At 35.0% G+C, this 21,116-nt stretch carries 15 protein-coding genes; 12 read left to right on the top strand and 3 right to left on the bottom strand.

Annotation, left to right across the window (positions count from 1 at the left end; all coding sequences use genetic code 11):
• Positions 1-27 precede the first annotated feature (27 nt).
• Positions 28-2,529 carry a phosphoenolpyruvate--protein phosphotransferase gene (gene ptsP / locus GQ594_RS02275; RefSeq protein WP_160411294.1) on the bottom strand — a complete coding sequence of 834 codons (2,502 nt, stop codon included), beginning with the start codon at positions 2,527-2,529 and terminating at the stop codon, positions 28-30.
• A gap of 338 nt (positions 2,530-2,867) precedes the next feature.
• On the opposite strand from ptsP, the gene GQ594_RS02270 reads away from it, so the two are divergent.
• The 7 genes from GQ594_RS02270 to GQ594_RS02240 all read left to right on the top strand — a co-directional run bounded on the left by GQ594_RS02270 (position 2,868) and on the right by GQ594_RS02240 (position 9,866).
• Positions 2,868-3,953 carry a PTS fructose transporter subunit EIIC gene (locus tag GQ594_RS02270; RefSeq protein ID WP_160411293.1) on the top strand — a complete coding sequence of 362 codons (1,086 nt, stop codon included), beginning with the start codon at positions 2,868-2,870 and terminating at the stop codon, positions 3,951-3,953.
• Between the two features lie 30 nt (positions 3,954-3,983).
• Positions 3,984-4,298: a PTS fructose-like transporter subunit IIB gene (locus tag GQ594_RS02265; RefSeq protein WP_160411292.1), complete on the top strand. Its 315-nt coding sequence runs from the start codon at positions 3,984-3,986 to the stop codon at positions 4,296-4,298.
• 94 nt (positions 4,299-4,392) lie between these two features.
• A complete protein-coding gene (locus GQ594_RS02260) occupies positions 4,393-6,690 on the top strand; it encodes a formate C-acetyltransferase (protein ID WP_160411291.1) in 2,298 nt (765 codons plus the stop codon).
• 16 nt (positions 6,691-6,706) lie between these two features.
• Positions 6,707-7,588 (top strand): [formate-C-acetyltransferase]-activating enzyme, encoded by an 882-nt coding sequence (locus tag GQ594_RS02255; protein ID WP_442903521.1) that lies wholly within the window; start codon positions 6,707-6,709, stop codon positions 7,586-7,588.
• Between the two features lie 62 nt (positions 7,589-7,650).
• Positions 7,651-8,313 (top strand): fructose-6-phosphate aldolase, encoded by a 663-nt coding sequence (gene fsa, locus GQ594_RS02250; RefSeq protein WP_160411289.1) that lies wholly within the window; start codon positions 7,651-7,653, stop codon positions 8,311-8,313.
• A 147-nt stretch (positions 8,314-8,460) separates the two neighbouring features.
• Complete coding sequence (locus GQ594_RS02245; RefSeq protein ID WP_160411288.1) at positions 8,461-9,267, top strand: siderophore-interacting protein; 807 nt, start codon at positions 8,461-8,463, stop codon at positions 9,265-9,267.
• A 17-nt stretch (positions 9,268-9,284) separates the two neighbouring features.
• A complete protein-coding gene (locus GQ594_RS02240; RefSeq protein ID WP_160411287.1) occupies positions 9,285-9,866 on the top strand; it encodes an acyl carrier protein phosphodiesterase in 582 nt (193 codons plus the stop codon).
• A gap of 120 nt (positions 9,867-9,986) precedes the next feature.
• Here the strand turns inward: GQ594_RS02240 and GQ594_RS02235 are convergent, their stop codons facing one another.
• Positions 9,987-12,224: a 3-hydroxybutyrate oligomer hydrolase family protein gene (locus GQ594_RS02235; RefSeq protein ID WP_160411286.1), complete on the bottom strand. Its 2,238-nt coding sequence runs from the start codon at positions 12,222-12,224 to the stop codon at positions 9,987-9,989.
• A 128-nt stretch (positions 12,225-12,352) separates the two neighbouring features.
• Positions 12,353-13,255 (bottom strand): HTH-type transcriptional activator IlvY, encoded by a 903-nt coding sequence (ilvY, locus tag GQ594_RS02230; protein WP_160411285.1) that lies wholly within the window; start codon positions 13,253-13,255, stop codon positions 12,353-12,355.
• 208 nt (positions 13,256-13,463) lie between these two features.
• Between ilvY and prfC the strand changes: the two genes are divergently transcribed.
• From prfC to cmk, 5 genes are all read left to right on the top strand, one after another.
• Positions 13,464-15,056, top strand: coding sequence for a peptide chain release factor 3 (gene prfC, locus GQ594_RS02225; protein WP_160401184.1), 1,593 nt, complete (start codon positions 13,464-13,466; stop codon positions 15,054-15,056).
• A gap of 97 nt (positions 15,057-15,153) precedes the next feature.
• Positions 15,154-18,045, top strand: coding sequence for a pitrilysin (gene ptrA / locus GQ594_RS02220; protein WP_160411284.1), 2,892 nt, complete (start codon positions 15,154-15,156; stop codon positions 18,043-18,045).
• Between the two features lie 114 nt (positions 18,046-18,159).
• Positions 18,160-19,032, top strand: coding sequence for a helix-turn-helix domain-containing protein (locus GQ594_RS02215; protein ID WP_160411283.1), 873 nt, complete (start codon positions 18,160-18,162; stop codon positions 19,030-19,032).
• A gap of 26 nt (positions 19,033-19,058) precedes the next feature.
• The gene (gene aroA, locus GQ594_RS02210) at positions 19,059-20,342 is read left to right on the top strand and encodes a 3-phosphoshikimate 1-carboxyvinyltransferase (RefSeq protein ID WP_370519410.1); all 1,284 of its coding nucleotides are present in this window, start codon (positions 19,059-19,061) and stop codon (positions 20,340-20,342) included.
• A gap of 1 nt (position 20,343) precedes the next feature.
• Positions 20,344-21,024, top strand: coding sequence for a (d)CMP kinase (gene cmk, locus GQ594_RS02205; protein WP_160411281.1), 681 nt, complete (start codon positions 20,344-20,346; stop codon positions 21,022-21,024).
• The last annotated feature ends 92 nt before the right edge of the window (positions 21,025-21,116 follow it).

The raw sequence follows: 21,116 nt of genomic DNA, 5'->3' as shown, positions 1-21,116 counted from the left end.
CTGACGGAGTTTTGTTGTTTTTTAAGGCTAAATTTCTAACTCTTGTTTAAGAATAGTTTCAATTTCTGCTGCAGTTGAACTATTTACTAACGAAGTTCTAAATTCTTCATGCATAATGCGTCTAGCTAATTTTGAAAAGATTCGCATATGCTGATCGCCCGCGGTATGTTTGTTTAAAGTCAACATGATGATAAAACTGACTTCTTCATCTCCCCATGTGATGGGGCAAGGCAATTTTGTGACACTAATTGTTGATTGTTCAATATGTTCTGATTTTGTATGTGGAATAGCAAAACCAAATCCTAATGCTGTCGAAAATACATCTTCGCGTAACCAAATATCTTCGGCTAATTTTTGTGGGTAACGACATCTTGCCGCAATTAACAGGTTATCGGTCATGCCTTTAATCACTTCTTCTTTACTTAACCAATCGGGCTCAATCGTAATTGTTTCTGAAGTGATAAGTGGTAGATCACCTTGTTCCATACGAAATTGAGCAAGTAAATGTTCAACTTCAAGTGATGTTTGGCAGTTCATTGCTTTATTTAACAATATTCGGCAATCTGAACGGCTTAATTTTGCTAGGCGTGCTTTTGTGGCAAGAATATTGGGTGCACTCATACTAAGTTCATCTAATCCTAGACCAACAAGTAGTGGTAATACTGATCCTTTGCTGGCAAATTCGCCACAGATTCCTACCCATTTCCCATAATGATGAACGGTTTTCACAATATGATCTAATCCCCTTAAAAAGGCAGGATTCAGACTGTTGTAATGTTTGGTGACTTTTGCATTATCGCGATCAACAGCTAATAAATATTGTGTTAAATCATTACTCCCAATACTGAAAAAATCAATTTCTTCACAGCATTGATCAATGATAAACATGATAGAAGGAACTTCTAACATTATGCCAAGAGGAATTTTTTCATCAAATGGTATTTTTTCATTGCGTAATGACTGCTTTATATTGGCTAATTCTTCTTTTATCCATAATACTTCTTCCATTGATGAGATCATTGGAATCATGATTTTTAATTTACCATGTGCAGAAGCTTTTAAAATTGCTCTTAATTGTGTTCTAAATAATGTCAAAAACTCCTGATAAATACGAACGGCACGATAACCTAAAAAAGGATTATTTTCACGAGGAATGTTGAGGTAGTTTACTGGTTTGTCACCACCAATATCAAATGTTCGTATAATGATTGTCCGCTGTTTAGCTGCTTCGATTGCTTGACAAAAGGTATTATATAACTCGTCTTCTGATGGTTCATGATGGCGATCCATATACAGCATTTCAGTACGGAATAATCCAATTGATTGAGCACCATTATTAAATGCAGATTGTGCTTCGATTGAATGAGCAATATTTGCAGCGATTTCAATTTTTATACCATCTACAGTTGCACCTGGAGTATTAATAAATGTTTTTTGTTTTTCGGTTAATTGAGCATGTAGATGAGATTCTAATTGGTAATAACGTTGTACTTCTGGTGATAAATTATAAGCAATAAGCCCTAAATCACCATCAACTTTCACTTTCTGATCGATGTGTCTTTTTAGTATATCGATATTGACACCAACTAGTGTAGGAATGTTAAATGATCGTGCTAAAATCACAGTGTGAGATGTTGTTCCCCCTTGTGCCAATAACAGTCCTTTTAGGTGTTTTTTATCTAATTCTAAAAATTGGCTTGGTGTTAGTTCTTCTGCTATGTAAATCGTTGGTTCAGTGATTTTAGGGTGGGTCGAAAATTTGTTTTCGCCATAAATTTGTTGCAATAGTTGTAAGCAAACATCTCGAATATCAAGTGTCCTTTCTTTTAAATATTCACTGCCAGAATTGATGAGTTGCTCACTAAAGAATTTTGCGGTATTGATAATGGCAGCGCCTGCCGTTAAATTTTGTTCAATATGTTGTTCGATTTGTTCATAAAAAGATGGATCTTCTAAAATAGCTAGATGAGCAGACAAAATATCTTTTGACGTTTCTGAAGCACAATCTATTTGCAATGAAATAATTTTTTGTAATTTAGTTAGTGCATTTTTGGCAATACTTTGTTCCTTTTCTATTGATTCAGCTGGGGGGAAAGCGTCAAGTTTGTTCAAGTCGATATAATCAATTTGTTTTAGAATTCCGCTAGCAATACCACCACATACCGCTTTTGCTCTAATAATATGAGGATTTAAATTGCTTAAAGATCGTGGTAGTGGAGTGATTTCTTCGTCATTATTTGTGATTAATTCTTCATCACAAAAAGGTAATTCGTTTTCAATAAATGTGTTTAATCGTATATAAGCTTGTTCTTCATCTTGTCCATTGATCAATAAATGACATTTATCATTTAATAACGTATTTGTACTAATCAAAGATAATACGCTTTTAGCATCAACGATAATATTTGTACGGAGATTATGCCATTGAATTGTACTAATGAATTCGTTACAGATTTTTTCAATATTACTTGCAGGGCGAGCATGTATACCATTTGGTAGTATACAAGTAAATACAATTTTTTTTGCCATATCAATTCTCCTTAATTAATTCTTGTCATATTTAGTTATTAATGTAGTAAAAAGTAATTAAAAGCATAAATAACAATTCGAATTAAACTATATGAAAAAATTGATAATAACTGGATAAAAGTAATGTAAAGATCAATTTGTGATCTTTATCTCATTTTATTAACCAACAAATTTATAAAAATAATTAAATTTTTTGATATAGATCTCATTTTTTTATAGAGAGTACAAAAATCCAGTAAATAACAAGTTTTTCCTCTGTGGTGATTAAGAAACATTTTTTACTATAAAAAACAATAAATGATAAGAGTAAAAATGATACATAAAAGGAGGTATAAAATATGAAAGATCTTATTTCAATATTGAAAAATACCCGTCAACATTTAATGACAGGGGTTTCGCATATGATTCCGTTTGTTGTTTCTGGCGGTATTCTACTTGCGGGTTCTGTCATGTTACTAGGGCAAGGTGGTGTGCCTGATCCTATTAATGACCCTTTTTTAAATAAGCTGTTTCAAATAGGTGAAGCCGGTTTAACGTTAATGATTCCATTTTTAGCAGCTTATATTGGTTATTCTATTTCAGAAAGAGCAGCATTAGCACCATGTGCTATTGGTGCTTGGATAGGTGCATCTTTTGGTGCGGGGTTTTTGGGTGCTTTAATTGCAGGTCTTGTTGGTGGAATTATTGTTTTTTATCTTAAAAAAATTAGCGTTCCAGCGATATTTCGTTCAGTTATGCCAATCTTTATTATTCCTATTATTGGCACCTTTATTACTGCTGGCGCCATGATGTGGGTTCTCGGGGAACCAATAGGTCTATTAACAACGTCATTAACAACATGGCTAAGGGGAATGCAAGATGGCAGTATTGTTGTGCTTGCATTAATTATTGGCATTATGTTGGGGTTCGATTTAGGTGGTCCAGTTAACAAAGTCGCTTATGCTTTTATGTTAATTTGTGTTGGTGAGGGTATTTATACCATTGTAGCTATTGCTGCTATTGGTATTGCAGTTCCAGCTATTGGTACTGGTTTGGCAACTATTATCGGTAAAAAACTATTTACAATAGAAGAAAAAGAAGCAGGTAAAGCGGCAATTGTGATGGGATTAGTTGGTGTGACTGAAGGTGCGATCCCTTTTGCTGCCGCAGATCCGCTGAGAGTTATTCCATCGACCATGCTTGGTTCAGCAGTAGGTGGCGCAATATCTGCATTCTTGGGGGCAGAATGTTATGCCGGTTGGGGTGGTTTAATTGTTTTACCCGTCGTAACTGGGAAATTAAGCTTTATTTTAGCGATAGTAGCTGGTTCGTTAGTATGTGCTTTAACAATCGTATCTTTAAAACGATTTATACGTTCAAAGAATAAATTAGTTGAAGACAAATCAAATGGTGACGAGTTAGATATCTCATTTGATATTGGTTAATCATATTTCTATGATCGAGAGGAGAAAAAAATGGTAAATATTATTGCAGTTACAGCTTGTCCTTCAGGAGTTGCTCATACTTATATGGCAGCAGAATCTTTAGAGCGAGCGGCGAAAGAAAAGGGGTGGTCTTGTAAAGTTGAAACGCAAGGTTCAATAGGGATTGAAAATGAGCTAACAGCAGAAGATGTTGCAAATGCGGATTTTATTATACTCACCAATGATATTGGTATAAAAAATCAAGAACGCTTTAAAAATAAACCGGTCGCACGCATTGCAATTAGTGATGCAGTAAAAAAAGCAGATTTGATTTTACAAAAAATAGAAGAAAATTTAAATAAATAATATCGGTTATTAATATTTATTTGTTATAAACAATATTAAGGCAATATGGTTATAGGAAGAAAAAGCTATAACCTATTGATAATGAGGTTATGTTATGGTTACTCGTATTGAAAAATTAAAGGCAGATTTGTTTAAACAAACGAGAGAAATCTCATTAGAAAGGGCGTTACTTTATACTGAGAGTCATAAACAAACGGAAGGTGAACCTACAATTATTAGGCGAGCAAAAGCCACAGCTAATATTTTGGCTAAAGTTGATATTTCAATTCGAGATGGTGAGCTTATTGCGGGAAATCGAACTATCAAACCTCGTTCTGGTATTGTTTCACCAGAGATGGATCCTTATTGGTTGTTAAAAGAATTGGATGATTTTTCAACTCGACCTCAAGATCGTTTTTATATTTCTGATCAAGATAAACATATTTATCGTACAGTACTTTATCCTTACTGGGAAAAGCGTTCAATGAAGGACTTTATTAATGAGCAAATTCCAGAAAGTGTAAAAGACGCTGAACGTAAGGCTATTTTTAGTATTAATCAAACTGACAAAGGGCAAGGGCATATTATTATTGATTATCCAAGATTGCTTGAAAATGGTTTAAATAATTTAATTGTAGAATTGAACCAATTAGTTGATCAATATCCTGAAAATCACTTTTATCAAGCAGTAAAAATTGTCTTAGTGGGAGCACAGTTGCATATTTTACGCTATGCTGAGTTAGCTAATGAAATGGCAAAAAACTGTCAAGATGTTAATCGTCAACGAGAGTTAAATAAAATAGCCGTTGTCTCTCAAAATATTGCTTATCACAAACCAACAAATTTTTATGAAGCATGCCAATTGTTTTGGTATATGAATATTATTTTGCAATATGAATCCAATGCGAGTTCTATTTCATTAGGTCGCTTTGATCAATATATGTGGCCATTTTACCAAGCATCGTTAGCAAATAATGAGGATCCTCTTTTTTTAAAAGAACTATTAGCATCACTCTGGGTTAAATGTAATGATATTGTTTTATTACGTTCAGCATCTAGTGCTAGATATTTTGCGGGATTCCCATCAGGCTATACCATTTTATTAGGTGGTTTAAATGAGATTGGGCATAGCTGTGTTAATGAGTTATCAACATTATGTTTAGATGCTTATCAGGCGGTTCGTTTACCTCAACCTAATTTAGGAGTAAGGGTGAATGAGTTAATTGATCGACAATTTTTAATTAAAACAGCTGAGACCATTCGTTTAGGTACTGGAATTCCACAAATTTTTAATGATGAAGTTATTATACCCGCTTTTTTAAATCGGGGAGTTGCTTTAGAAGATGCCCGTGATTATTCCGTTGTGGGTTGTGTTGAGTTATCAATACCAGGTAAAACGTATGGTTTACATGATATAGCTATGTTTAATTTGCTAAAAATAATGGAAATTACGTTATTTGAAAATGAAAATAATCCTCATGTTACTTATGAAAATTTGTTTGAACAAATCAAAGAAAATATCCGTTATTATGTCAAATTAATGGTAGAAGGAAGCAATATTTGTGATCTTGGCCATCGAAATTGGGCACCAGTACCGTTATTATCTTCCTTTGTTTTAGACTGTATTGAAAAAGGTAAAGATATTACAGAAGGAGGAGCTCGTTATAATTTTTCTGGTGTTCAAGGTATTGGTATTGCAAATCTAAGCGATTCACTATTTGCACTTAAAGGTATGGTTTTTGATGAAAAAAGAATGTCTTTTAATGAATTATTAGCCGTATTGAAAGATAACTTTAATTGTACTGATGGTCAAAAAATAAGAGCACGTTTAATTAACCGTTTTAGTAAATATGGTAATGATATTGAAGACGTCGATAATATTAGTGCAGAATTGCTACGCGTATATTGTAAAGAAGTAGAAAAATATACTAACCCAAGAGGAGGCATTTTTACACCTGGTTCTTATACAGTGTCAGCTCATGTACCATTAGGCGCTGTTGTAGGTGCAACACCAGATGGTCGTTATGCTGGTGAACAACTTGCTGATGGCGGTTTATCACCCATGTTGGGTCAAGATTTGAATGGCCCAACAGCGGTATTAAAATCGGTTAGTAAATTAGATAATTATCTGTTATCAAATGGAACATTATTGAACGTTAAATTTACACCAAGCACTTTAGAAGGTGAAAATGGTTTACATAAATTAGCTAACTTTTTGCATGCGTTTAGCAAATTAAAGTTACAACATGTTCAGTTTAATGTTGTTAATGCAGAGACGTTAAAAGCAGCACAAATAAAACCTCAAGATTATGCAGGATTAGTTGTTAGAGTCGCTGGTTATAGTGCTTTTTTTGTCGAATTATCTAAGGAGATTCAGGATGATATCATCCGCCGAACTGCTCATCAATTGTAATGATCTATCAAAAAATTTGAGTAGTCATCTTCAGTCGCATCACTCATCGGATACTATTCCGGTGAGTGGCAATAGTGTTGCAAGAATATTTAATATTCAACGCTATTCTTTAAATGATGGTAATGGTATTCGAACAGTGGTCTTTTTTAAAGGTTGTCCGCATCGTTGTCCGTGGTGTGCTAATCCTGAATCAATGTCTCGTAATATTCAGATCATCAAACGAAAATCTAAATGTCTTAAATGTAATATTTGTACTTATGATAGTAATGAATGTCCTAGTGGAGCGTTAGAGAAGATTGGTTACGATATTGATTTAGAAGAACTTATTAAGCAGCTTTTAAAAGATGAAGTGTTTTTCCGCTCATCGGGTGGCGGCGTGACTTTATCGGGTGGCGAGGTTCTTTTACAAGCAAAATTTGCAACACAATTACTTACAAGACTAAAACAATTAGGTATAAATACTGCCATTGAAACGGCTGGTGATGTTCGATTTAATGATTTTTTATCAGTAGCAAGCCAGTGCGATGAAGTGTTATTTGATTTTAAAATAATGGATCAACAAAAAGCGAGTCAAATACTTAATCTTCATTTGCCAAGAGTTTTAAATAATTTTAAACAGTTGTATCAGTTCAATATCAATTTAGTACCAAGGCTACCATTAATTCCTCAATATACTTTATTAAAAGAAAATGTTTTAAAAATATTATCGTTTTTAAAAGCGTTTGAACGAATTAAACAGATCCATATTTTACCTTTTCATAAATTTGGTGAACCTAAATATGCTCTTATTCATCAAAATTACAAAATGAAACATATCCCTATCCCAACTATGGAACAAGTTGAAGATATTAAACAACTCATTGAAAGTTATGGTTATATAGTTATAAAGGGAGGATGAAAATTTAGATTATCAACTACAGATGTAGTTTAGTTATTAATTATTATCAATAGGAGTTAACTATGGAATTATATTTAGACACTGCCGATATTGCGGCAATTAAACGATTAGCCCCGATATTGCCGATTAAAGGAGTAACAACAAATCCGAGTATTGTGGCAAAATCAGGGCGTTCCATTTTTACATTATTGGCAGAACTACAAGATATTTTAGGGCCTGATAAGTTATTATTTGCACAGGTACTTTCAAGTTGTGCAAAAGAAATGATTAAAGAATCAGAGCAATTAAGAAAATCGGTACCAAATCTTATTACTAAAATCCCCGTTACAGCAGAAGGCTTAGTTGCGATTAAAGAACTAGCTCAGCAAGGAATTCCAACATTAGGCACGGCTGTTTATGGTGCAGGGCAAGGTTTTTTAGCTGCGCTTGCTGGGGCTAAATATATTGCACCTTATGTTAATCGTATTGATGCGCAAGGGGGTAATAGTAAAGATACCGTGCTCGAACTGCAAAAATTGTTAGATTTGCATTGCCCGCAGTCAATGGTGTTAGCCGCTAGCTTTAGAACACCACGACAGGCGTTAGACTGTATGCTTGCTGGGTGTAAGGCAATTACGTTACCTGTTGATGTTGCAGAACTTTTTATTTCAGATCCTGCAGTTGATGCAGCAATTGCTAAGTTTGATCAAGATTGGTGTGGCGTTTTTGGGGCGTTAGCGTTTTAAGTTTATTTATTGATGTTTGTTGAATCTTGTTCCATACTTTTGATGGTGGAACAAGTTATCTATTTTTTCGATTGTAAAAATAGCATTGTCCTAACATTTTTTGTTGTATGATGATTTTAACTATTAAAAATGTAAGGATTGACTGCTATGGATGAAAAAAAACAAAAAAATAAAATAAAGAAAAAAACCATTGTTAATTCATTATTAACAGTATTAAAGGTTGAAAAAATATCACCTAGTTTTATTCGTGTGCAGTTTAGTAGCGATAAATCATTTGATGTTAATCCATTATGGATTTGTCCACATTTAAAGCTACTCTTTCCTGATCCTTTAACTGGCAAAATTGCGTTCCCTAAGCTTGATGATAATAATAAAATTGCCGTTGATGATAAGTTACGTCAGCTAGTGCGTAGCTATAGTGTGCGTGAATTTGATAGTGTCACTAGTCAATTTTTTGTTGATTTTGCTATTCATGATACAGGATTGGCTTCGGTGTGGTCTCAAAAAGCTAAAGTTGGCGATCAGATTGGTTTGATTAGTATTGGTAGTAAGTTGCAGTTTACTAATGACTATTTGGTATTAATGGGGGATGTTTCGGCTGTGCCAGCGATTTGTTATACACTTGAACATCTTCCTAAAAGGCAAAAAGCATTTGCTTTTATTGAGGTTAATCATAAGAATGATATGGTGTCATTGTCCGATAATAAAAATATTGAGGTTCGTTGGTTTGTGAAAAATGCAGGTAATCCTTACCAATTAGTTGATGCGGTAATGAATGCCGATTTATTAGGGCACGATAAGCTGTTGTTTTGGGGGGGAATGGAGCGTTCGCTGGCACAATCTGTTCGTCAAGCGGTTAAGGATAAATATATTCATTTGTCGTTAGATGCTTTCCAGATTACTAGCTATTGGCGAGAAGGTTTTGCTGAAGGTGAATTTAAACATCGTGAATAATTGATTGTTATTATTTTATGAATATTCTGGCTCATTTGCATTTGGCTACATTAGCTGATAGTTCGTTAATTGGTAATACCGTAGCGGATTTTATTAAAGGCGATCCTTATGTCGTTTATGATTCTGATATTGCTGATGGCATTATGCTACATCGTAAAATCGATAGTTTGACCGATAATCTATTTGAAGTTAAGCAAGCCAAACTGCTATTTCGAAAATCACATCAACGTGTTGCTTCCATTACATTAGATATTGTGTGGGATCATTTTTTGTCAAAACATTGGGTAAGTTATGGACTACAGGGTAGTGTCGCTGAATTTAATCAAACAACAAAAGCACTTATCCAACCTTATGTTACAGCTTATTCTGTCGAGTATCAGCATTTTATGAATGCAATGTGGCAAGGGCAATGGCTTGAAAATTATGCTTCTATTGATTTTGTTGGTGATGTGTTAAGAGGCATGGCAAATAGGCGACCAAAATTATATTTGTTAAAAGAAACGATCGTTGATATTAAGCAACATTATGCACAATTAGAGTCGTTGTTTTTTTTGTTATATCCTAAAATCTGTTTGGCAGTAAAAGAGGGTATTTTTTAAATGAAGTTGGGCGCTATCGATTTAAATTATTTTTTTATTCTAACTGTTCTTCAGTCTAAATGTTCTTAAGTTTAAATGCACTTAAGTCTAAATTCGATAGCGATTTAATTATATAGTCTATTAATTTGGTAGTATTAAGTTACCCTTGTCATTTTGAATAATTTCTTTGCTATTTGGTAATTGTTTTATCGGCTGTAGAGTTTTATTAGTTAGTGGGGGAGCATAACCACTTTTTCCTCCTCGGACCTTGGCATGTACGACTTGGCTTACTGGTAATGTAGCTTCGTTGGTTAAGTTAGCCCATAACCATTCAATAGCATCTTCGCCATAATAGTCAATAGGTAATAATGTATTGTCAAATGGTGCTCTACCATCTAAGTAGCTTGCGTTTTCAACTTCAATGTATCTTAGTTGAGATTGTTTACCTTCAACCAAGCTATTTAATGCTACATAAGGGCGTGATGTGTAGTTTGGTAGCTGTTTAACATTGTTACGGCCATGTATAATAAAGGTTTTTATACCATGTAAGTTGCCTGATGCCATAACTTGCTTTATGCCTAGTTTAACCCGAGGTTCTTGTGACGTTTTATAGACACAAATTGATCCAGTAGTACCATAATCAACAGTGGTTTTTGATTGTGAACTTGAGTAAAATTCACGTCTTGGTGCATTGAGATCACCATTTTCAACCAAATCCAAAATTGTTGCATTATGTCCATTCCAAAGCGGTAAATGACCGTTTGTCATTCCCCATATCTGTTCAAACGATATTTCTTCTAATGGTGCTACTTTTCCACTGTAGTAAATAGGCGTTTGTTGGGTACTTGCTACCGAAAAATCACACATGTTTTCAGTGACATCATATTTGCCATAAGCGCTAATGTATTGATATGGTAGGTCGATGGATTCGGTGTAGTAGAAATACGGTAGTTGAATATCCATATTTGGAGTCCAACCGTTTTTGTGTAATTTTTCTAAGGCTTCTTGTGGCGTTCCTTTGGTGAGTAATTTTGCTTTTTTTAGCGCATTACACCGTTCTTGTGAATAAAGAAAATAATTTGCATAAGGTATATAAGTATCATCTTTATTAGGTTTTATTGCTGGGATCGCACATGGTATATATAAGGCGCCGTAAGCACTGTAATTTGCAATGGATTTAGCTTCTAGTTTTTGTGAAGCATTATTGCCAATTTTGAGTGTGACCTGCGTTTTATCTATATTGGGTTGAATTTGTGGATTGACTGCCACAATACCATCAATTAGGTTTTGGTCATCTAATTCGCCTGCTTTTAGTGCCGCTCCACCACCGTCGCCGGCACCGTATACTAAAACAAGGGTATTATCTTTGTTGTAGATAATTTGTTGATTGGTTGAAAACATACTATTGAGTTCATAAAAGGCAAACTCAATAGATCTTAATACATGTTCCCCCCAGCGTGCTTCAGCATTTAGTTTTGAGTGCAACTGTTTTACTGCGTAGCGATGAGGGTATTTTTTGATGTATTGTTCTCTATTTTTTATTGAAGGGCCAAATAAAATATTACCATCTTTTACTTCGCCCCATACGGTAAAACCAAGCTTGTGTTTAATATCATAAATACCATTTACTCCTTTGTCGTTATATACCACTGCGCAATTATGGCGAAGTCCCCATAATCCTCGGATTTGTATATCTTTGGCATTGTATATTCCGTCTGAGTCAATAGCAGGAATAGCAACAATGCAAGGTTTGTTTTTATTAAAATCAAGTGGAATTTGTAATAACATGCCTACGCCGTCTTCCCTTTGTACGGCGGATATTTCAGTGCCTGCAATTTTGCCATCAAATAGAGGAGTTAATTCTTGTTTTTTAAAACCAAATAATGTTCCTTCACCAATTTTAGTGTCAATATAGCGGTTTAGCTTGGCTTGACGGCGTTCTTCAAAGTTTGGTTTAGTTGGGATTTCTACTTCTGGTGTAATAATGCTGGTAGATAATGGTGTAAAGCCAAGACCTGCAGTAGCAAGATCGTTTTCATCACCATCATAGTAAGCCAAAGTGCTACGAACTAACCACTTAGGTTTTGTGATAGAACTGCCAATTTGAAAGTTATTATTGGTGTTTACATTAGCATTGGTTGTCAATGCTTGAGGTGAAGTTGTGATTGTGTCGTCATTTTTATTGGCGTCTGAATTAGTATTTGCTTTATTGTTAATGTTTTTATTTTTGTTAGCATTGGTATTTTTTTTCGATGTAGTTGTCTTTGTGCTTTTGTCCGTTTTGGTTGATTTTGTTGGATTGCTTTGTGCGGTTAATGGCATGGAAAAAGCGACAAGAAGTATTAATGAGGTTAATGTTTTTATTGTTATCTGTTTCATTTTTAATTCCATTATAATGACGTCTAGCTATGTTATATTTTGCTAAAAACACGTTGATGACTGGTTAGTTTGTCACACCTATTATTCTGGTTTTAGTCTTTAATTTATGATTATATATTATATTTTAGTTATTCGTTATTGGGCAAATTTAGATTGCTAATTTCCCAGAAAGCAGCGATAACTTTTTCAGATAGTCGCCTTTTTTGCACACAAATACCAACATCAAAGGGTTCCATCAAGTTAGTAGACCATTCGGTTATGCGATCTTTTATCCGTTCTGGGCTGTTGTCCATCACGACTTTTGGTAATAAGGCGACGCCACAACCTAAAGCAACCATTGATACAATGGCTTCGTGTCCTGCAACTGTTGCATAGATTTTGGGATTGGTAATTTTTCTTTGTTTAAACCATAAATCGATGCGGTGGCGGCTTGGTCCATGTTCTGGCAATATAAAGGGAATATTATGCCAATCGGGTTGTTTTTGATGCAATTTATCGCTAAACGAGCTATTAAGTTTCGGGATTAGCAAGACCATTTCAATTTCACCAAATTTTAAAAACTCAATACCAGTTGGAAGTTGTTTAGGTTTGCCTGCAATAGCCAAATCGGCCATATTGGTTTGTATTTTTTTTACTGCATCGGCAGCATCGCCAGTTGATAGTTTAATTTCAATGAGTGGATAGAGACTTCTAAAACGATCCAATATTTCGGGTAAATGGCTATATGCGGCAGTGACTGAACAAAAAAGTGTTAGTTCGCCAACAATTTGTTGATTAGGTTGATCTAAATCGTGTTTTAGCTGTTGGTGCATATTTATTACTTGTTTAGCAAAACGTTTTACCTTTTCGCCTACTTGGGTGATTTGCACTTGTCTGTTGTCGCGAATAAATAGTGGATGTCCAAAGTGCTCTTCAAGTCGTTGGATCTGCCTAGATAAGGTTGATGGGCTAACATGCATTGCATTTGCGGTTACACCGAAGTGGCAGGTTTCGCATAAATGTAAGTACAGTTTTAAATCACGAATGTTCATAATAAATTCCGGTTTTATACTTAAATGCATGCTTTCCAGAAACTTTTTATAAGAAGCTAGTAAGCAGTAAATTTTGTATTACTGATTAGGCAGATATTATGCATAGATAAATAAATAAGGCAAATTACGTTGCGTATAACGTTAATGGCAAAACAGGCAGATACCTGCTAAAATGGGTGATTATTTTTGTGTGGGTTAAAATAGTTTTATGACAGAACAAGCTTATTTAGACGAGGTTAATGCACGTCGCACTTTTGCAATTATTTCTCACCCCGATGCGGGTAAAACAACTATTACCGAAAAGGTATTGTTATTTGGTCATGCAATCCAAACCGCAGGTACAGTTAAAGGGCGTGGTGCTAATGCTCAGCATGCTAAATCTGATTGGATGGAGATGGAAAAGCAACGTGGTATTTCAATTACTACCTCAGTGATGCAGTTTCCTTATAATGACTGCTTAGTTAATTTATTAGATACACCAGGGCATGAGGACTTTTCTGAAGATACTTATCGTACGTTAACAGCAGTTGATAGTTGTTTGATGGTGATCGATGCGGCTAAAGGGGTTGAAGATCGTACACGTAAATTAATGGAAGTGACACGATTACGTAATACGCCAATTTTGACGTTTATGAATAAGTTAGACCGTGATATTCGTGATCCAATGGAATTGCTTGATGAAGTCGAAAATGAACTCAATATAATGTGCGCACCAATTACTTGGCCAATTGGTTGTGGCAAATTATTTAAAGGTGTTTATCATTTAGCTAAAGACGAAACTTATCTTTATCAATCAGGTCAAGGTCATACTATTCAGGAAGTTCGTATTATTAAGGGGTTAACAAATCCCGATTTAGATTTAGCGGTCGGCGATGATCTAGCACAGCAACTACGTGAAGAACTTGAATTAGTACAAGGGGCATCTAATGAGTTTGATTTAGATGCCTTTTTATCGGGCGATTTAACCCCCGTCTTTTTTGGTACGGCATTGGGTAATTTTGGTGTTGATCATATGCTTGATGGTTTAACTGCTTGGGCTCCAACACCACAGCCTCGTCAAAGCGATAAGCGTGAAGTTGAATCATCAGAAGAAAAATTCAGTGGCTTTGTGTTTAAAATTCAAGCCAATATGGATCCAAAACATCGTGATCGTGTGGCATTTATGCGTATTGTGTCGGGGAAATATCAAAAAGGTATGAAGTTACGCCATGTGCGTGTTGCTAAAGATATTAATATCTCTGATGCTTTGACGTTTATGGCCGGTGATCGTGAACATGTTGAAGAGGCTTATGCTGGTGATATTATTGGTTTACATAACCATGGAACAATTCAAATTGGTGATACCTTTACTCAAGGTGAAGATCTTAAGTTTACGGGTATTCCTAACTTTGCTCCAGAATTGTTCCGTCGCATTCGTCTGAAAGATCCGCTTAAACAAAAGCAACTTTTGAAAGGACTTGTTCAGCTTTCAGAAGAGGGGGCTGTACAAGTGTTCCGTCCATTAGCAAATAATGACTTAATTGTGGGAGCTGTTGGGGTTTTACAATTTGATGTTGTGGTTGCTAGATTAAAATCTGAGTATAACGTTGAAGCCATCTATGAGCCGGTTAATGTGACAACAGCGCGTTGGGTTGAGTGCTCAGATGTGAAAAAACTGGAAGAGTTTAAACGTAAATGTGAACAGAATTTGGCATTGGATGGGGGGGATAACCTTTCTTATATTGCGCCAAGTATGGTTAATTTGAATTTGACCGAAGAGCGATATCCCGATGTTGAATTTAGGAAAACTCGTGAACATTAAATGTTCATTTTCTAATGATGAATTTATTAAGATACATTCGTGTTTTGGTAAAATCATTTTTGTATTTTTTTAAAACTGAGGTGAGCTAGCTGATATTATGGTTTATAAAAACAAAAAATTAGTTAATTTTATTTTTAGTGGAATTATTGGGTTACTGCTTATCACTTCTTCGTCTTTTGCCATCGAAAATAAGCTCACAAAGCCAGTTTTGATAGAAAAGGTGCAACAAAGCGAACGTGATAAGCGTCAATATGAAGTTATTGAGCTAGCAAATAAAATGCGAGTGTTACTTGTATCTGATCCTAAAGCCGTAAAATCACTGGCATCATTAGCATTACCTGTTGGTTCGTTGCAAGACCCAAAAGATCAGCAAGGGTTGGCTCATTATACTGAACATATGGTGTTAATGGGGTCAAAGAATTATCCCGAACCTGCTAGCTTTTCTCAGTTTTTAAGTCGTCATGCTGGTAGTTATAACGCAAGTACTGCCTCGCATCGAACTGCGTTTTATTTTGAGGTCGAAAATAGCGCTTTTGATAAAGCGCTTGATCATTTAGCCGATGCTATTAGCGAGCCAAATTTGGATCCTAAATTTGCCGATAAAGAACGTAATGCTGTTAATGCTGAAATGACAATGGCTAGATCGAATGATGGATTTCGTATTGGGCAAGTTGATTCGGAAACAATTAATCAAAGTCACCCTGCATCTCAATTTTCAGGCGGTAATTTAGAAACATTAAGTGATAAAGAAAATAGTAAATTGCAAGATGCTTTAGTGAATTTTCATAAAGATTACTATTCAGCCAATATTATGGTTGGCGTGATGTATAGCAATCAATCGATCAATAAATTGGCAAAACTAGCCGAAAATAGTTTTGGTAAAATCCCTAATAAAAATATTAATGCCCCAATAGTTGATAAGCCTGCTATAACGCCAAATGTGCTAAATAAACAGATTTCTATGGTACCAGCACAACCCAAAAAACTATTGTTTTTACAGTTTCCGATTGAAAATAATCTGGCTAAATTTGCCGATAAAACCGATGAGTATATCACTTATTTAATCAGTAACAGTAGCCATAATACGCTATCTGATCAGTTACAAAAGCAAGGTTTGATTGAAGGAATTAGTTCGTCTATCAATCCTATCCGTTATGGTAATAGTGGTATATTTAGTATTAATGTAAGTTTAACCGACGATGGACTTGCTCAAAAAGATAAAGTCATTGGCGCTATTTTTAATTATTTACAGTTAATTCAAAAGCAAGGAATTTCTGATGCTTATTATGAAGAGCTAAAAAAAGTTTTAGCGTTAGAATTTAAGTATCAAGATGTTGAGCGTGATATGTCTTATGTGGAATGGCTATCTGATCAGATGCTGTTATATCCAGTTCAAAATATACTAAATTCTGATTTTATTGCCACTAATTTTGATAAAACTGCGATCGCTTCACGTTTAAAAAGTTTGACTGCCAATAATGCTAGAATTTGGGTGATTTCGCCAAATCAAACGACTAATAAGATGGCTTATTTTGTTGATGCGCCTTATAAAATTGATAATATCTCTAGCGAGCAAAAGGCAAGTTGGTTAGCGCTAGGCAAAAATTTTACATTTAGTTTGCCAGAACTTAATCCTTATATACCTGATAATTTCACGATTTTGAAACAAAACGGTAATCAAACACAATCAACTAAATTTAGCAAACGAGGTAATCATTTCCATTTTGCTAGCCAATATTTCCATAATGAACCTAAAGCCGCTATTGTGGTTTCGTTACGCAATAACGAAGCTGTTAGTGACGCAAAAGCGGTGGTTGCTTTTAATCTACTTGATTATATTGTTAGTCGTAATTTAGAACAATTACGATTTCAGGCAGGCGTTGCGGGTATTTCGTTATCAACTGATAATGATAATGGTTTAATGATTTCAGCTAGCGGCTTTAGTCAGCATTTACCAAAAATGGTTACGGCTATACTTGATAACTATCGTAATGCTACCATTGATGAGCAAAGTTTAGCATTAGCTAAATCTTGGTATTTACAAGAATTGGATAAAGCTGAGCATGCTAAAAGTTATAGATTGGCGGTTAATCCTGTTAATGCATTGTCGGTATTACCACACTATTTTGAACGAGATGAAAAACGACAAATTACGGCAAACATGACTATTAATGATGTGTTAACTTACCGTGATAATTTATTAACTCACTCAGTACCTTATATGCTTAGTTTAGGTAATTTATCTAATGAGGATTCTTTAGATCTTTATCATTCTATTCAAACAACATTTGTGCATGATGTTGAGTTTATACCTGCTGATAATATTAAGATTAAAAAATCGTTAGATGCTAAAATTACGCAACATGCAAAAAGCACTGATAATGCTTTGATGATGAGCTATATTCCAACGGGGTATGATCGAATTAGCAGTCGTATGCTAAGTTATACACTATCCAAAATTATTTCGCCTTGGTTTTATGATCAGTTACGCACCAATGAGCAACTTGGCTATGCGGTATTTGCTAGTCCTGTTTCTGTGGGGGATTCAGTAGGAATGAGTTTTATCATTCAAAGTAATCAATACGATCCTGCTTATTTATTTAAGCGTTATCAAGAATTTTATCCAGTTATGTTAAGTAAGCTGAAAGCTTTGTCTAAAAAAGATATAGATCAATACAAAAATGCTGTGCTTGATGAATTGAAAATGCCTCCGCAAACATTGGATGAAGAGTTTGGTCGCTATATGGCAGATTACCGTAATTCGCGTTTTGCGTTTGATTCACAGCACAAAAAAATTGAACAATTGAAAAAAATCACTCAACAAGATTTAGTTGATTTTTATAACCGTTCAGTTATGGATAAAAAAGGTTTTGTATTTGCATCGCAAGTTCTTGGTAAGCGTGAAGATAATGCTAAACAACCAGAGGCAATTTCTGAGTTTACTGAATTTGAAAATGTATCGGCATTGCAAAATGAGTTATTAAAATAGGTGTTATTTAAGTTGTTGATGAAAATATAGGCTATACCTGAAACATTTTGCCAAAAATTGGCATTGCTATCACCTTGTGATACACTGCCAAAATCTTAATAATTTGAGTGTATTATGATTACAGGATCGATTGATTATTGTGCTATAGGCCAGCGTTTACGTGCATATCGAATTGCCGCTTCGTTGAAAGCTGAGGATGTTGCAGAAAGTCTTAAAATCTCAAGAGCTGCAGTATATCGGTTAGAAAAAGGTGAAATTGTTAAAATCGAAACTTTAGAACGACTGGCATCTTTACTTGGCACTTCTTTTGCGAGTTTGCTCGGTATTGATACTGAATATTATTCGAGTGGTGAAGGTTTTTTTGAACGTATGCGCCAGTTAGAAGAACAATCAACCCATATCTATTCTCACTTCGATCCCTTTTCATTTTTATTAACTTCCCCTGATTACTTAACTCATTTATCTATGATGTTAAATGAGTCAAACCAGTCAATTGAATCTCAGAAATACTCAGTGATTTTGTCGATTTTAAAAGAACGTAAAAAGCAGTTTTATCAATCTATTCCTAAAGTAATTAATTTGATTAGCTTGCGTAATATTGAACGGTTTTTGCATATTGGCTTAGTGGGTAATTTGACTATTTCACCCGGTAAGAAGTCCGAAAGAATGCTACTTGCTCGTAACGAAATTTATCATTTAATTGAGCTAATAGAACAACAGACTTTTGCTTCAACTATTGCAATTACACAAGAAGCTATTCCATCGATTACATTTCAAATTTTTTACCAAAACGATGACCCTATTTCGTTGGCGATGAGTCCATTTCGTTTAGGTGAATTGCCGAATGTGACAACAGGTATTGCTTCTATTACCTCATCGCAAGATGCTATTAAACGTTATCGTCATCTTTTTGATAAGTTATGGCAAAATAGCGCTAAAGATCATCACGCTATTGATTTGCTAAAAGCAACATTAGATAAATTTTAAATATTTATGAAATCTTAACGAGAGACATTATGTTATCCTTGACGTTACAACCAATAAAATCATTTAGTGGCACTATTAATTTGCCAGGTTCTAAAAGCGTGTCTAATCGTGCTTTATTGTTATCAGCTCTAAGTAAAGGCAATACACGTTTAACTAATTTACTGGATAGCGATGATGTGCGTTATATGCTTGATGCTCTAGCTGCATTAGGTGTGAAGTACCAGCTATCACATGATCGCACTATTTGTGATATTCAGGGTGTAGGGGGGATGTTGCAATCTGACCATGCATTAGAGCTATTTTTAGGTAATGCCGGTACAGCAATGCGTCCACTGACGGCAGCTTTATGTCTTGGTCATAATAATATTGTGCTAACTGGCGAGCCACGCATGAAAGAGCGCCCAATTGGTCATTTAGTCGATGCGTTGCGTCAAGGTGGAGCTAAAATTGATTATCTTGAAAATGAAGGCTACCCACCGTTACATCTTTATGGTGGCTTTGCAGGTGGTAAAATCCAAGTTGATGGTTCGGTATCAAGCCAATTTTTAACCGCACTATTAATGGCTGCACCGTTAGCAAAACAAGACACTGAAATTACTATTATTGGTGATCTTGTTTCTAAGCCTTATATCGATATTACAATCAAAATGATGGCAATGTTTGGTGTGACTATAGTTAATAATAATTATCAATCATTTGTTATCAAGGCAAATCAATATTATCAATCTCCTGGTGATTATTTGGTTGAGGGTGATGCGTCATCTGCGTCTTATTTTTTAGCTGCTGCTGCTATTAAAGGTGGTACAGTCCGTGTTACGGGAATTGGTAAAAAAAGTTTGCAAGGCGATACGCAGTTTGCTCATGTGCTTGAAAAAATGGGCGCTAAAATTACTTGGGCAGATGATTATATTGAATGTTCACGTGGTGAATTGCATGGTATTGATATGGATATGAACCATATCCCCGATGCTGCAATGACTATTGCTACGACAGCGTTGTTTGCTAAAGGTCCTACTACGATTCGTAATATTTATAATTGGCGAGTAAAAGAAACTGATCGCTTATATGCGATGGCAACTGAATTAAGAAAAGTTGGTGCAACAGTTGATGAAGGTCACGATTATATTACCATTGTGCCACCCAATAAATTAATTCATGCTGAAATTGAAACTTATAATGATCATCGTATTGCTATGTGTTTTTCATTAGTAGCGCTTTCAGATACGCCTGTGACAATATTAGATCCTAAATGCACAATGAAAACTTTCCCTGATTATTTTGAACAATTTAAACAATTAAGTGAACAATAAAATGAATAAAATAGTCCCCGTTGTTGCTGTTGATGGGCCAAGTGGTGTTGGTAAGGGTACGTTATGTCAGGCATTAGCCAATCATTTTAAATGGCATCTTTTAGATTCAGGTGCTATTTATCGCGTACTGGCATTATCCGCTCTTGAAAAAAATATTTCATTGGATGATGAAAACCAGTTAGCGAATTTAGCATTAAATTTACCTTTGACTTTTAACTGTGATGATATTGAAGTTAAAGTTTTATTAAGCGGTATTGATGTAACTAAACGTATCCGCACCGAAGAAACTGGTGGCGCTGCTTCAAAAGTAGCAGCACTCAATAAAGTTAGAGTTGCATTACTACAGCGTCAACGTGATTTTAGGCAAGCACCGGGACTTATTGCAGATGGTCGAGATATGGGCAGTGTGGTGTTTAGCGATGCGCCTGTTAAAATTTTTCTTGATGCAAGTGTACAATCTCGTGCCGAAAGACGAATGAAACAGTTGCAACATAAGCAAAATCATGTTAAATTCGCCGAAATTTTGCAGGAGATAACAGAGCGTGATAAGCGTGATCGTAATCGGGCTGTTGCGCCACTTAAACCTGCTGTTGATGCGTTAATAATTGATACTACATCGCTTTCTATTCAAGATGTCTTTGAACAATCTATTGCGTATATAAACAAAAAAATTGCGTTGTAAGTCAGTTTACAGCGTGAGTAAACCAAGCTCCATCACAAGGATGAGTGGAGTATCGTAAATAACCCCCACAAGACATGATGTAATGTGGACGT

The sequence above is a fragment of the Gilliamella sp. Pra-s52 genome (assembly GCF_009795805.1).
GTDB lineage: Bacteria > Pseudomonadota > Gammaproteobacteria > Enterobacterales > Orbaceae > Gilliamella.
The sequence above is the reverse complement of the archived record's forward strand: the minus strand, read 5'-3'. Positions and strand labels throughout refer to the sequence as shown.